At 51.6% G+C, this 12892-nt stretch carries 9 protein-coding genes; 3 read left to right on the top strand and 6 right to left on the bottom strand.

Annotation, left to right across the window (positions count from 1 at the left end; translation table 11 throughout):
• Nucleotides 1–135 precede the first annotated feature (135 nt).
• The 3 genes from ACXJJX_RS01120 to ACXJJX_RS01110 are packed head-to-tail and all read left to right on the top strand — an operon-like array spanning nucleotide 136 to nucleotide 4009.
• Nucleotides 136–3096 carry a 1,4-alpha-glucan branching protein domain-containing protein gene (locus ACXJJX_RS01120; protein WP_456431046.1) on the top strand — a complete coding sequence of 987 codons (2961 nt, stop codon included), beginning with the start codon at nucleotides 136–138 and terminating at the stop codon, nucleotides 3094–3096.
• The gene (locus ACXJJX_RS01115) at nucleotides 3093–3743 is read left to right on the top strand and encodes an MBL fold metallo-hydrolase (RefSeq protein WP_456431044.1); all 651 of its coding nucleotides are present in this window, start codon (nucleotides 3093–3095) and stop codon (nucleotides 3741–3743) included. The genes ACXJJX_RS01120 and ACXJJX_RS01115 overlap by 4 nt, the downstream gene beginning before the upstream one ends.
• Complete coding sequence (locus ACXJJX_RS01110) at nucleotides 3740–4009, top strand: SemiSWEET family sugar transporter (RefSeq protein ID WP_456431042.1); 270 nt, start codon at nucleotides 3740–3742, stop codon at nucleotides 4007–4009. Before ACXJJX_RS01115 ends, ACXJJX_RS01110 begins: the two co-directional genes overlap by 4 nt.
• Here ACXJJX_RS01110 and ACXJJX_RS01105 read toward each other — a convergent pair.
• The 6 genes from ACXJJX_RS01105 to ACXJJX_RS01080 are packed head-to-tail and all read right to left on the bottom strand — an operon-like array spanning nucleotide 3963 to nucleotide 12864.
• A complete protein-coding gene (locus tag ACXJJX_RS01105) occupies nucleotides 3963–5051 on the bottom strand; it encodes a sensor histidine kinase (protein ID WP_456431040.1) in 1089 nt (362 codons plus the stop codon). The two genes, ACXJJX_RS01110 and ACXJJX_RS01105, sit on opposite strands and share 47 nt — an antisense overlap.
• A complete protein-coding gene (locus ACXJJX_RS01100) occupies nucleotides 5032–6594 on the bottom strand; it encodes a sensor histidine kinase (RefSeq protein ID WP_456431038.1) in 1563 nt (520 codons plus the stop codon). Before ACXJJX_RS01100 ends, ACXJJX_RS01105 begins: the two co-directional genes overlap by 20 nt.
• Nucleotides 6587–7510 (bottom strand): ABC transporter substrate-binding protein, encoded by a 924-nt coding sequence (locus tag ACXJJX_RS01095; protein WP_456431036.1) that lies wholly within the window; start codon nucleotides 7508–7510, stop codon nucleotides 6587–6589. Before ACXJJX_RS01095 ends, ACXJJX_RS01100 begins: the two co-directional genes overlap by 8 nt.
• Nucleotides 7494–9320, bottom strand: a complete 1827-nt coding sequence (locus ACXJJX_RS01090; RefSeq protein WP_456431034.1) for a TonB-dependent receptor plug domain-containing protein — start codon at nucleotides 9318–9320, stop codon at nucleotides 7494–7496. The genes ACXJJX_RS01095 and ACXJJX_RS01090 overlap by 17 nt, the downstream gene beginning before the upstream one ends.
• Nucleotides 9321–9364: 44 nt before the next feature.
• Entirely contained in the window at nucleotides 9365–10213 is an 849-nt protein-coding gene (nadC, locus tag ACXJJX_RS01085; protein ID WP_456431032.1) for a carboxylating nicotinate-nucleotide diphosphorylase, read from the bottom strand.
• A 2-nt stretch (nucleotides 10214–10215) separates the two neighbouring features.
• Nucleotides 10216–12864 carry a valine--tRNA ligase gene (locus ACXJJX_RS01080; protein WP_456431030.1) on the bottom strand — a complete coding sequence of 883 codons (2649 nt, stop codon included), beginning with the start codon at nucleotides 12862–12864 and terminating at the stop codon, nucleotides 10216–10218.
• Between the last annotated feature and the right edge of the window lie 28 nt (nucleotides 12865–12892).

Genomic DNA, 12892 nt, shown 5'->3' with positions numbered 1-12892 from the left:
GGATAAGGCCTCCGTCCACAGAGTTGTTTGTCGGTCTATTACCTGGTAGAAAAGGTGGTGCCGTATACCGGTAATCCCTTTCAGGACGACATCGCTTTACAAAAGCCAGCCGCAGATGTCCAGAGGTGAATCAATATGAACAAAGTCGTTCTTTTCTCTGGCCAGCTCTTGGGAGTCGAGCTCCTAGGCCCCAAGGCACTGGTCTCCTGGCCCCCTGTCTCCTTTTCTCCAGACGAAGACCTTTACCTTGAGGTCATAAAAGATGAAACCACGCTGGCTGAGCACCGGGTCAGCCATCTTCAGCACCTGGAAATAGATCTCCCTTCCGGCCAGGAGCTCATCTTGGCCCTTTGGCGAAAAAGGCGCCTAGAGATCTCTGTCTCCTCGACCTTCCATTATACCCCCCATGTGGTCTTTATCTCGGAGAACGAAAGGCGGCATCACCTCTCTTGGGGCAATATAGATTGGCGGGCCGTCAGGGCCGAGCTTAAGGTTACCTTGGGGCTTGCCCTGGAGGAGACGAGGGCCTGCCTTAAGATCCTTCGCCATCCTGATCCGCTGACCAATTTCCCTGAAGAAGAATGGCAGGAAGTGGGTCTTTCCGATCGGGCCCTCGTTTTAGGGCTCATTAAGGCCATTGAGCTCCATCTCCTGGATCAAAGAGGCCAAAGCCTCAAGCGCCTCTTTAGCCTTAGGCTCATAGCCCCTCAGAGGGTGGCCGAAGTTGACCGGGTCTTTATTAGGGTGCCGGAGGAAGAGGCCTATCTTTATCTGACCCGCAAGGTAGTTGAGCCTGATGAGCTTCAGCTTAAGGCCTTCTGGCATATTCCAGAATCTCTAGTTCGCTCCCTGGAGGCTGAGTTTCTTCAGCCACAAGGTCTTCCATTGGCCGAAGTAGATTTTGTCTTAAGACTTTTCTGGGAGACAGAAGAAGGTTTAAAGGAGTTTCGTCCAGAAGAAAGACGGGCCATCGGTCTGGCTCGGGATTGGATCTTTCCCCTTATGCCTTCTGGTCTCTATCAGGCCAAGCTCTCTTTGGAGACCAAAGAAGGGCAGATGCTGGCCGAGGTCTTGGAATCCAATTTCTGCTATCTCACCCCTTCAGAAGAAAGGATTGTTCTTTTGCCCATTGATGAATACCGGCTTTTTACCTACTGGCATCTCGATCAGAAAAGGCTGGCCTCAGAACTTTCCCGTTTTGCCTCTGGCCATGCTCTTAAGATCTTTATTCGTCTCTATGAAGAATTTGCCGGAGAGCTTTATCCGCGTCCGGAAAAAGACATTGAGGTCCACCTGGGGCTGACCAATAATTGGTATCTTCATCTTGAGCCGGATAAATGCTGGCGGGTACAGCTTCTGGCTGTTCGTGATGACGGAAAGACCTTGGAGCTAACTCCTCCTTCAAATCCAGCCCAGACAGGAAGGCTCGCCACTGGAGGCAATCCGGTAGTCTATAAAACGGTTGATCGTCCCCTAGAACATCCGACGATTCGTCCTATAAAGGGGGCCATGGATCCGGCCAACCATTCCATCGGGCTTCTTATCCTCCATCTCCACGCTCATCTTCCTTACCTTCGACGAAGGATAGTTTATGGAGAGGCCGGATACTGGCAACCCATGGGCTACCCTGAGGAGTGGTTCCATGAGGCCTTGGTAGATACCTATATTCCTTTAGTTGATCGCCTGGGAGCTCTGATTAAAGAGGGGGTCGATTTCAAACTCTCCATGGATATCTCTCCGGCCCTCTCCAATATGATGCGCTGTCCCCTTCTTCAGGAAGAGTTTCTCCGCTACATCGAGGCTTTGATCAACCTTGCCCGGGCCGAGGTGGAGCGGACCATGCGAGAAGAGCCTCATTACACTCATGCGGCTTGGGTCCATCTAGAGCGTTTTGAAAGGGCCCGGGAGGTCTTTCTCTCCTGGGGCGGGGACCTTACCCAGGCTTTTAAAGATCTTCAGGATCGGGGCTATCTGGAGATATCTACCTGTGCGGCTACCCATGCCTTTTTGCCTTTTTATCTCTCCCATAAGGAGGGCATTTATGCCCAGGTGGAGACGGCCATAAGAGACTACGAAGAGACCTTTGGACGGGCCCCGGTGGGGATATGGTTACCGGAGTGTGCTTATCATCCAGGCTTAGAGGAGGTCTTGGATCATTTTGGACTGCGCTATTTTTTCAGTGAGACTCACACAGTCCTTTTGGCCGACAGCCCGGTTGAGTTTGGCTACCACGCCCCGGTCTATATTAAGGGTTCCAATGTGGCTATCTTTCCCCGGGATCCTGAGACGGGAAAGCAGGTCTGGAGTGGAGAGGAGGGTTATCCGGGAGATCCAGATTATCTTGAGTTCCACATCAAGGGAGGCCCTTTGCGTTACAATCGGGTCACTGATCGGCGCTCCCAGACAAAAGAGCCTTATAATCGGGACTGGGCCCTTTCTAAGGCCGCTAATCACGCCCAACACTTTATGGAAGGGCGCAATTTCCGGTTTGAATATGTTCGCGGCTGGTATTGGAAAAAACCCTTGACGGTGGCCACTTACGATGCCGAGCTCTTCGGGCACCACTGGTTTGAGGGGCCTGATTTTCTCTATTTTCTCCTTAAAAAAATCTATTACAACCAAAATCAGACAGAACTGATCACCCCGGCAGATTATCTATCCCGTTATCCGACCAACCAGGATATATTTCCTCCGCCGTCTTCCTGGGGAGATAAGGGCACCTTTGACAAATGGATGTACGGTTCGGTGTCCTGGATGTATCGCCATATCCACGAGGCCATCTCCGCCCTTAGGCAGATGAACGAACAGGCAGATTCTGATGAGTACCAAAGACGTATCCTGGTTCAGGCCAGCCGGGAGGTCCTTTGGGCCATGAACAGCGATCTGGCCTTTGTGATCTCTAATGGCCATTTTATAGACCGAATGAAGGAGTTCTTCTTTGAGGCCCTGGAGAACTTTTGGTGGCTTAGGGATCTCTTCTATGCCCATAAGGAGAAGGGGGCGGTTGATGAAGGGGCCTTGAGGCTTCTTGAGATCTCTAGGCCTATATTCCCGGCCCTAAATCCCCAGTGCTTTGCATCAAGGAGGCAAGGATGATCATCCATGGACTGACCTTGGGTCCGTTTGAGGTACGTTGTTATATCGTAGCCTGTAAAGAGACCAAAGAGGCCTTAGTTATTGATCCGGCGGCAGCCCCTGAACTCATCCATTCTCGTCTGCTCGAAGAGGGACTTAATCTGCGCTATATAGTCAACACTCACGGACATGCTGATCATACGGCGGCCAACAGCCCCCTTAAAAGGCTCACCGGAGCTCTCATCGCCATGCATGAGGACGATGATGACTTCTTCCGTCGGCCTGAAAACTATCGTCTTTTCGAGGCCTGGGGATTTGGTCCCAATGAGCCAGCCGACATCCGCCTCAAGGAAGGAGATCGTCTCATCGTCGGGACAGTGGAGCTCCGCGTAATCCATACTCCCGGCCACTCCCCAGGTTCCATTTGTTTATACGGGAGGGGAGTCCTCTTTACTGGAGATACCCTTTTTGTGGGAGCGGTGGGGCGGACGGACCTCCCAGGGGGCAATTTTGAGACCCTACTTAGGTCCATCAAAGAAAAGATCCTTCCTCTCCCAGCGGAGACAGTCATTCATCCCGGACACGACTATGGAGAGGCCCCCACCTCCACCTTGGCCCGGGAAAAGAAGACCAATCCCTACATTGTTGAATTCATCCTCGGAAGATGACCGGGGTTGATCTTCTCGGATACTTAGCTGGCTTGATAACCACCGGTTCCGGTCTTCCCCAGCTGATTACCTCTTACCGTCAGGGTAATTTGAGCGGCCTTGATCTTCGTTTTCTGATTCTCTTTTTGATCGGGATATCCCTCTGGACGATCTATGGCTTCCTGATCAATTCCTTGCCGATAATAATCTTTAACTCCATCACTCTGATGATCTGGATACCTATTGTTGTCCTGAAGGTTCGGGAGCAACGGGAAGATAAATCGTAAAGGTTGATCCCTGGCCCGGTTGACTATAGACCTCTAGGCCCCCACCATGGTGTTGACAAATGGCATAAGAGAGGGAAAGCCCTAGGCCAGAGCCATGCCCTTTAGTGGTGAAGAAGGGGTCAAAGATCTGGCTTTGGGTCTCCTCATCCATACCAATGCCGGTATCACTTACCTGGATGACAATCCTCTCTCCCTGAAGGGCAGAAGAGATGATAATTTTCCCCCCTTGAGGCATGGCTTCTACGGCATTGAAGATCAGATTTACCAGGACCTCCCGGATATCAGAAGGATTGACCATAACCGGAGGAAGGGGCTCAAGGGTGAGTTCTACCTCGATGGGATAGCCCTTTTTGAGGGATTCGTGGCGCCATTTGGGTCGGGTCATGGCTACGGTATCCCGGATGAGTTCGTTGAGGTCTACTGGATGGCGGCTGAGATGTTCTTGTTTTTTCCCAAAGCCCTTCAACCGTTCCACAATGGCCAGCCCGTCTTTAAGGGCCATCTCCAGGCTCCGGAATTCTTCTTCATACTGATCGCCTATCCGGCGTTTTAGGACTACCAGATGGGCCTTAAGGGCCGAGAGGATGTTGTTGAAGTCGTGGGCAATCCCGGCGGCCATCTCTCCAAGGGCTCGGAGCTTTTCGGCCATCCGGAGCCGTTCCCGAAGGCGTTTAGTCTCCAGGCATCTTCTTACAGCATGAAGGAGGTATTCGTTCTCAAAGGGTTTGGGTATAAAGTCGGCCACTCCCTCTCTTACCGAACGGATGGCATTCTCCAACTCTGCATAGGCCGTAAGGACAATGATGGCCGTCTCCGGGAGTTCTCTTCTTATGGGAGCGATGAGGTCAAGACCGTTTATGTCCGGGAGGCTGATATCAAGGATGATGACCTCTGGATGCCAACTGGAGACTTTTTTAAGGGCCTCGGCCCCAGTGAGAGCTATCTCGGCCCAGAAACCATTCCGCTCCAGGATCCGACGAAGGATCTCAGCGGTGTCTAGATAATCCTCAACAATCAGAACCTTACCGGCTCTGCCCTTCACCTGTGGCCTCATCTGGTAAGACAATCACAAAGGAGGTTCCCTCTGCTGAAGAACTCACTGTGATGCTTCCCCCGTGGCCTTCAACTATCCTCTTTACAATGGCCAGCCCTAGACCTGTGCCCCCCCGGCTTCGGTCTGCTTGATAAAAAGGCTCAAAGACCCGATCCAGGTGTTCTTCTGGAATCCCCACCCCGTTGTCTTGGATCTCTAGCCTGATGAAGCCAGTTCCTTTCTCTGCCTTGATTATGACCTGTCCCTTGTTGTCTGTAAATCGGAAGGCGTTCGATAAGAGGTTAACAAAGACGGCATGTAAACGATCTGGATCGGCAAAAATAGTCATCTCTTTGGGGATATCCAGGACAACTTTCCTTTGTCCCCTTAAGGAAGACAGCTCCAGTAGACATTCTTCAATCTGTTCTTTCAGGTTGATATTCTCCCGGTCCAGGTCAGATCTTTCTTCTAATCTGACCAAGGCTAACATGTCCTCGACCATCTTGTGCATCTGATTGACATTTCTTTGAATAGCTTCCAGTATCTCTCGATGGTCGGTAGTTAGGTCCTCTTTTTCGTACTGGAGGATAAAATCTACGTTTGCCTTGATAGCAGTAAGGGGAGTCCTCAATTCATGGGAGGCCGTCTGGATAAACTGGGCCTTTATGTCGTGTATCCTTTTTAATTCTTCATAGGCGCGCTGTAACTCCTGGACCGATTGCTCAAGGGCTATGGTCCTCTCCTTGACCCGTTCTTCGAGGCTGCGGGTATAGGTTTCAAGCTGCTTGCGGGAGCGCTGGATCTCGCCGAGCATGGTGTTGAAGGCCTGGGTGAGTTCGCCTATCTCCCCTCCGCCCTCATTGTTAATAAGGCCAGGATCAACCCCCCGGCTTATACTCCGGGCGGCAACAGTCAGCTTTTTAAGAGGTGAGGAGACATAAAGGGAGAAGATATAGGCCACCAGAATAGCCACCAGATTGACCGAAAGGGTTAAAAGGCCAGCGGTATTTCTGATGTGTTTAAGATCTTGCCGGATCCTCCAGTAGCTAAGCCCCACGGCCACATAACCAAGCTGGACGGTTCTCTGGGGAGGGACTCCGAGAAGGTCTTCTTCATCTCCGGTGCCAAATGGTGCCTTTACCAGGGCATAAGATACCAAGAATTTCTCTTTGCCGGCCTTCCATTGGCGGATCAAAAAAAACTTCTCCTTGAGTTCCCTTGGGGCTAAGGCCAGTTCTCCAGGAACAATGCCTACATGGGCGATGATCCTCCCTGAGTCCTCAGCCACAAAAGCGAATGAGAGATCCCTTTCTCTCAGAAGACTCTTCAAGAGGAGGTCGAGGCTTTGGCGATCACCGGTAGCCAGCCCATAAAGGCTACTTCGGGCCAGATCCCTGACCAGGATTCGGGCGCGGGAGGCAAGATCTCGGTAACGGTGTTTTTTCTCATAGTAGAGATAATAGGAGCTCATGATCAGACTGTTTATAAGAATAAGGGCCGTGGTGAGAATCAAGAAGTTTGTCCTTAAGGAAAGACGTAGAAATCTACTCAATGACAGCCACCTTATTCAATATCTTTTGGGGCATTTTAAGGCCGATCAAACGGGCCGTTTTGATATTGATTATCGGCTGGGTTGTCCTGGGGGGCTGAAAGGGTTGGGGAGGGATCCGACCTTCGAGGATCATCTGACCTAATTCAGCCGTCTGGTTGGCCAGATCCTTCCAGTCCCAGTCAAGGGAAAGCACAGCTCCGGCCCCGGCATAGTTGCGGGATATCCCCACCAAGGGCAAGGCATGTTCGATGCTGAAAAGTATAATTCGGGGGATGGTGGCCGGATTATAGATCTCGAAATCTGGTAGGGCAACAAGGAGCTCTGCCTGACGGGCCAGATCCAGAAGGGCTTGATTGAGGGACCGAAGGGTTCTTACCTCGATGAAGACTACCTTGAGGCCAAAATTGGGCGCCTTCTTGACAAAGTTTTTAAGCCGCGGACAAGATTTAGGTGAACAGAGAAGACCGACAGTCTTTACTTCGGGAAAGATTTTTTTGAGCCAGATAAAGATGGTCTGGGGATCAAAGAAGAGCTCTATGCCGAAGAGCCTTCCTTCTCGGGCTGCCCGGGAAGCCTGGATCTTTTCGTTGGCTACAAGAACCGTGCTAAAGATTACCGGCTGATCTATGGCCAGGTTGACAACGGCCTCAGTGGCCTTTGTCCCCAAGGTGATGATTACTCTGGGGGCTTTTTCCTGAATCCTGGCCTCCAGGATCTGGCGATCTTCTTCCAGATTGATCACAGCCACTGATCTTCCTGCAAGACAGGAGATAAGGTAGTGTTCTACTCGGTCATAGATAAGAGCTTCTTTGGTCTTAATAATCAAAAAGGCCGGTCCTTCCCCCCGGGCCCAGGAGGCCAAAACGACAAAGAGACCCAGGGGCAAAAAGAGCCAAAGTCTAGAAATGATAGTCAATCTTTGCCTCAAACCAGGTTCCCAGCCTTTCTCCAGATGGATATTCCTTATGGACGTCGTTAAAAAGATTGTGGACAGTGAAGGAGATTTTTAGGGGGCCTTTGTGGGGCTGATAGCCCAGGGTGAGGTTGACCAAGAAATAAGGGGAGAGTCCCTTCCAGAGGTAGCGGTTCAGACGACGGTCTCGGATGCTGTAGCCACTGTCATCCTGAAGATGCAGAAGGATTTCCAGCCACCAACCCTGGGGCGCCAAATACCGGATCTGACCATTTAGCTGATGCTGGGGAACTGGGCCAAAGACGGTTTCTTTGACCTTTTCTCCCCAGACGTACTGATAGTTGGCCCGAAAGAGCCAGAAGGCCCCTGGTCTTAAAGAAAGTTCCATTTCTCCCCCGTATTGGTCCAGGGAAAGAAGGTTGGCCCGATGGACGTAGAGAGAGCCGGAGTCAACCTCTACCGTCGATCCCAGGACGTCTTGGTAGCGGTTTCGAAAGAGACTTATTCCCAGATAAAGATTCTTAGATAGCCAGGCCTGGTAGGCTAGTTCATAACTTTTAAGCCTTTCTGGACGCAGATGGCGATTGCCAACTTCATGGATCCAAGGTCGGGGGTGAAGATCTTCATAAAGTTCAAGATAAGTGGGGTCTTTATAGGCTGTGCCTGCTGAGAATCGTAAGGACTGCCCTGGGGCCAGAGAGTAGATGATACTTATCCGTGGGAAGGCCTTGTTGCCGGTTTCAGGATGGTGGCGAAGCCTCAGCCCGGTCCAAAGAATAAATCTCTGGCCGAGATGGGTTTTGTATTCACCAAAGAGGCTATAAATGAATTGGCTGTATCTTCTTAAGGCATAGCCAGTACTGTAGGTATTGTAGCGGCTATTTAGACCCAAAAGGAGCCATTGTCCTGGACTCGGGTGGAGGCCCTTTCGGAGACAAAGATCAAGATAATCAATGTTGATCCAGTTCCTAAAGAAGTCTTGGTAGCGAAATTCCTCTTCAAAGGTCTGCCAAGAGGCTTCCAATTCTAAAGATCCCTGATGATATTCGGCTCGGAGAAAGGAGTTAAAACCCTGGCGATCGGTCTCGGCCCGGTTGGGTATGGCGAAATAGGCAAGGGCTCCTCGAGAGAGCCCCCCAGAGAGGGAGACTGTTCCAGAGCCTAAGTCCCGATGGATATAGCCGTAGATTTTTTTCATTCGCCGGGCCCGGTCTTCATGATCCGAAAAAGATCCCACCTCATCCCAGGAACCAGATAGATAAAAATTTCCCCAGGTCCTTTGCTCTGTAAGGGCCAAGCTGTATTGATGGCGGTAAGGGATCCCCGGCCTTAAGGTCAGACGGGAGTAGGTCGGAGGCTTCCTGGTGATAAGGTTAATGACACCTGAGTAAGCGTTGGCTCCATAGAGAATGGACTGCGGCCCACGGACTATCTCTATTCTTTCAAGATCTTCAAGATCAACGGGAAGATAACTCAGGAGATTGTCACCAGCAAAGTCATTGTATATGGGGCGGCCGTCAAGAAGGATGAGGATATTGTTGGCGTGGATACCGTTTACTCCTCGCATGCCCACCGCTGCTTCGGCTGCTCCAGTCTGAAAGACGGTTACCCCTGGGCTGAAACGTAGCAGTTCAAAGATCTCGCTGACCCCAGAGTATTCAATGTCTTCTCGATCAATGATGGAGATGGCATAAGGGGCCTCTGTAAGGGGTAGGGGGAGCCTTGATGGAGAGAATACCCGGGGGACATTCAAGAGCTCAAATTCTCCTCCTCCGGCCCAAGAGGCTGAAAGACCGCAAAAATAGAGGAACAAGGATAGAGTCCAGGCAGTTTTTAAGAATGATCTCATCCTGGAGATCAAACAATCTTAAGGCTCAGGTCCACTGCCGGGGCCGAATGGGTCAAAGCCCCGATCGAGATGATGTCTACTCCGGTCTCGGCAATGGCCCGGACATTTTCAAGGTCCACTCCACCTGAGGCCTCAAGGATGGTCCCCGGGGCCCTTTTTCTGACTAAGGAGACCGCCTTCCTAAGGGTATCAAGGTCCATATTATCCAGAAGGATGGCTGGAGCCTGGGCCTCAATGGCTTCTTCTAGCTCCCGAAGACTTTTTACCTCTATCTCAATGAGATAGACGTGAGGGAGCCGCTTGCAGGCCTGTTCCAAAGCCTTCTTTACCGAGCCACAGGCCTTGATGTGGTTGTCTTTGATAAGGACTCCATCAGAGAGTCCAAAGCGATGGTTGTGCCCACCACCGACCCGAACGGCGTGTTTCTCCAGGATCCGAAACCCGGGGAGAGTTTTTCGGGTATCAACTATTCTTACTGGAAGCCCTTTTACTTTCTCTACAAACCTTCTGGTAAGGGTGGCCACACCGGAGAGGTGTTGCAGGAAATTAAGGGCCACCCGTTCGGCCATAAGAATGGAGGCAATCTTCCCCTGGATCTCAAGGATTCCTTCCCCCTCGACCACTTCCTCCCCCTCCCGGACAGGGCCTGAGACCTCAAGGCTACTGTCTACCTGCCAAAAGACCTCCCTGGCCACACCAAGGCCGCAGACCACCAGAGGGGCCTTGGCTCTGATGATGGCCTTCCCCTCTTGGTCTGGGGGGATCAGGGCCATAGTGGTTACATCTCCGTGGCCAAGATCTTCCTTGAGGGCCTGGGAGACCAGTTCTTTAAAAAGGACAGGGGCGGGTTGCTCCACCTTTAGCTCTCGGCCTCCTTAAGGAGAACGATGTTTTTCTCAATCCGTTCAAGCCGTTCTTTAAAGGCGGCCAGACGATCCTTTTCTTTGGCCACGATCTCTTTGGGAGCCCGGGATAAGAAGTCCTGATTGGCCAGCTTCTTCTCCGATTTGGCCAGATCCTTGAGGATCTTTTCCTTCTCTCGTTTAAGTTTCTTGAGCTCGGCCTCTATGTCGACCAATCCTTCAAGGGGGACAAAGATCTCTGTCTCTTCAAGGATGGCTGCCGCTGCCCCTTTAGGTCTTTGTCCGGTCTTCCAAAGGACCAGCTCTTTTACCCGGGACAGGGATTTGATGATTTCGGAAAACTCCGCAAAGAGTCTTTGATGTTCTTCTTTTTCGGCCTTAATGATGGCCTGAATCCAGGCTGAAGGATGGATGCCGCAGTCGGCCCGGATACTTCTTATGGCCGTAATGATCGCTTTGATTCTTTCGATCTTGGCCTCGGCCTCTTCATTGACAAAGGCCTGATCTGTCCGAGGATAAGGAGCAATCATGATGGATTCTTCACGGCCTGGGAGATGGTGCCAGAGTTCTTCGGTCACAAAGGGAATAAAAGGATGCAGGAGCCTTAGGGAAGTCTCGAGAACTTTAAGAAGAACGTTCTGGGCCTCCTGGCGAGCTGGCCCTTCTTCAGAAAGTGGTCCCTTGCTCATCTCCAGATACCAGTCACAGAACTCGTGCCAGAAGAAGTGATAAAGGGCCAGGGCAGCCTGATCGAACTCATAGGCCTCAAGGGCCTTCCTGACCCGGGCCTTGACCCTTTCAAGCCGGGAGAGGATCCAGGCCGAGGGAAGGCTCAACTGTTGAGGGCTGAGTTTACAGGGAGAAAAACCCTTTAAATTCAAGAGGACAAAGCGGGAAGCGTTCCAGATCTTGTTTATGAAATGGCGATATCCCTCAATCCTGGCCTCAGACAGGCGAATATCCCTTCCTTGGGCAGCCAAAGCGGCCAAGGTAAAGCGAAAGGCATCAGTGCCATATTTTTCCATCACCACCAGGGGGTCGATTACATTGCCCTTAGACTTACTCATCTTCTGGCCCTGTTCGTCCCGGATGAGGGCATGAAGGTAGACATCGCCAAAGGGGACGGTTCCCATAAAGTGGATTCCCATCATCATCATCCGGGCTACCCAGAAAAAGAGGATGTCAAAACTGGTCACCAAGACGCTGGTGGGGTAGAAAAGCCGGAGATCTTTGGTCTTCTCTGGCCAGCCCAAGGTAGAGAAGGGCCAAAGAGCCGAAGAAAACCAAGTGTCAAGAACGTCGGTCTCCTGACGAAGCTCTTTGTGGCCACAACGGGGGCAGGTTGAGGGATCTTCCCTGGAGACGATCATCTCTCCGCAGGCCAGGCATTCCCAGGCTGGAATCCTATGGCCCCACCAGATCTGTCGACTGATGCACCAATCACGGATGTTGCGCATCCAGTCAAAGTAGGTGTTGAGCCACATGGAGGGGATGATTCTGGTTTGTTCATATTCGACAGCGGCCGTGGCCGGAGTGGCTAAAGGTTTTATCTTGATAAACCACTGCTTGGACAAAAGGGGTTCGACTACCGTCTTGCAACGATAGCAATGGCCCACCATGTGTTCATAGGCCTCTTCTTTTTCTAGAAATCCCTGGTCTTTTAGATCCATAAGCAGGCGTCTTCGGCACTCATAACGGTCAAGGCCGGCATAGGGGCCGGCGGCTTCGGTCATCCGGCCGTGGTCGTCGATGACCTTAACGGCTGGTAGCTGGTGCCGCTGGGCGATTTCAAAGTCGTTGAAGTCATGGGCCGGAGTGATCTTGACCGCTCCTGTGCCGAAATCTGGATCCACTGCCGGGTCAGCAATAATAGGTATTTCTCGGTCAAGTATTGGCAACCTAATCTTGCAACCGATAAAGCCCCGGAAACGCTCGTCTTCAGGATTAACCGCTACAGCCGTGTCTCCAAGCATGGTTTCTGGCCTAGTGGTGGCCACAACAATGGCCCCTTGGGTATCAATTAGAGGATATCTTATATACCAGAGATGTCCCTTGAGGGATTCAAACTCCACTTCAATGTCGGCCAGGGCTGTAAGGCATCGAGGACACCAGTTGATGATATAGTCGCCTCGATAAATGAGACCTTCTTCATAGAGGCGGCAGAAGACCTCGCGAACGGCCCGAGAGAGGCCTTCATCCATGGTAAACCGAAGCCGGCTCCAGTCGCAGGAGCACCCCAGACGTTTTAGTTGCTCGATGATTCTGTGGCCGTACTGTTCTTTCCACTGCCAGACCCGTTTTAAAAATTCTTCTCGCCCTAAATCATGGCGGCTTAACCCTTCTTTGGCTAGCTGGCGTTCGACTACATTTTGGGTGGCAATACCGGCATGATCCGTCCCTGGCACCCAGAGGGTATCATAGCCGTCCATGCGTTTATAACGCACCAGGATGTCCTGAATGGTGTTGTTGAGGGCGTGGCCAATATGAAGGGAACCAGTGACATTGGGCGGAGGGATAACGATTGAGAAGCGGGGGCGCTTCTCATCAAGACTGGGTTTGAAGAACCCCTTTTCTTCCCAATAGCGATACCATTTCTCCTCCACTCCTCGAAAATCGTAAGCCTTGGGTAACTCCGACGGACTCAACGTGACCTCCTTTTCAGCAGGATAGTGT

The sequence above is a fragment of the Thermosulfuriphilus sp. genome, assembly GCF_054026695.1.
The sequence above is the reverse complement of the archived record's forward strand: the minus strand, read 5'-3'. Positions and strand labels throughout refer to the sequence as shown.

Bases quoted from the DNA above. Each gene is read 5' to 3' on its own strand.
- ACXJJX_RS01110 (WP_456431042.1), top strand. From the start codon at position 3,740: ATGACCGGGGTTGATCTTCTCGGATACTTAGCTGGCTTGATAACCACC.
- ACXJJX_RS01120 (WP_456431046.1), top strand. From the start codon at position 136: ATGAACAAAGTCGTTCTTTTCTCTGGCCAGCTCTTGGGAGTCGAGCTC.
- ACXJJX_RS01115 (WP_456431044.1), top strand. From the start codon at position 3,093: ATGATCATCCATGGACTGACCTTGGGTCCGTTTGAGGTACGTTGTTAT.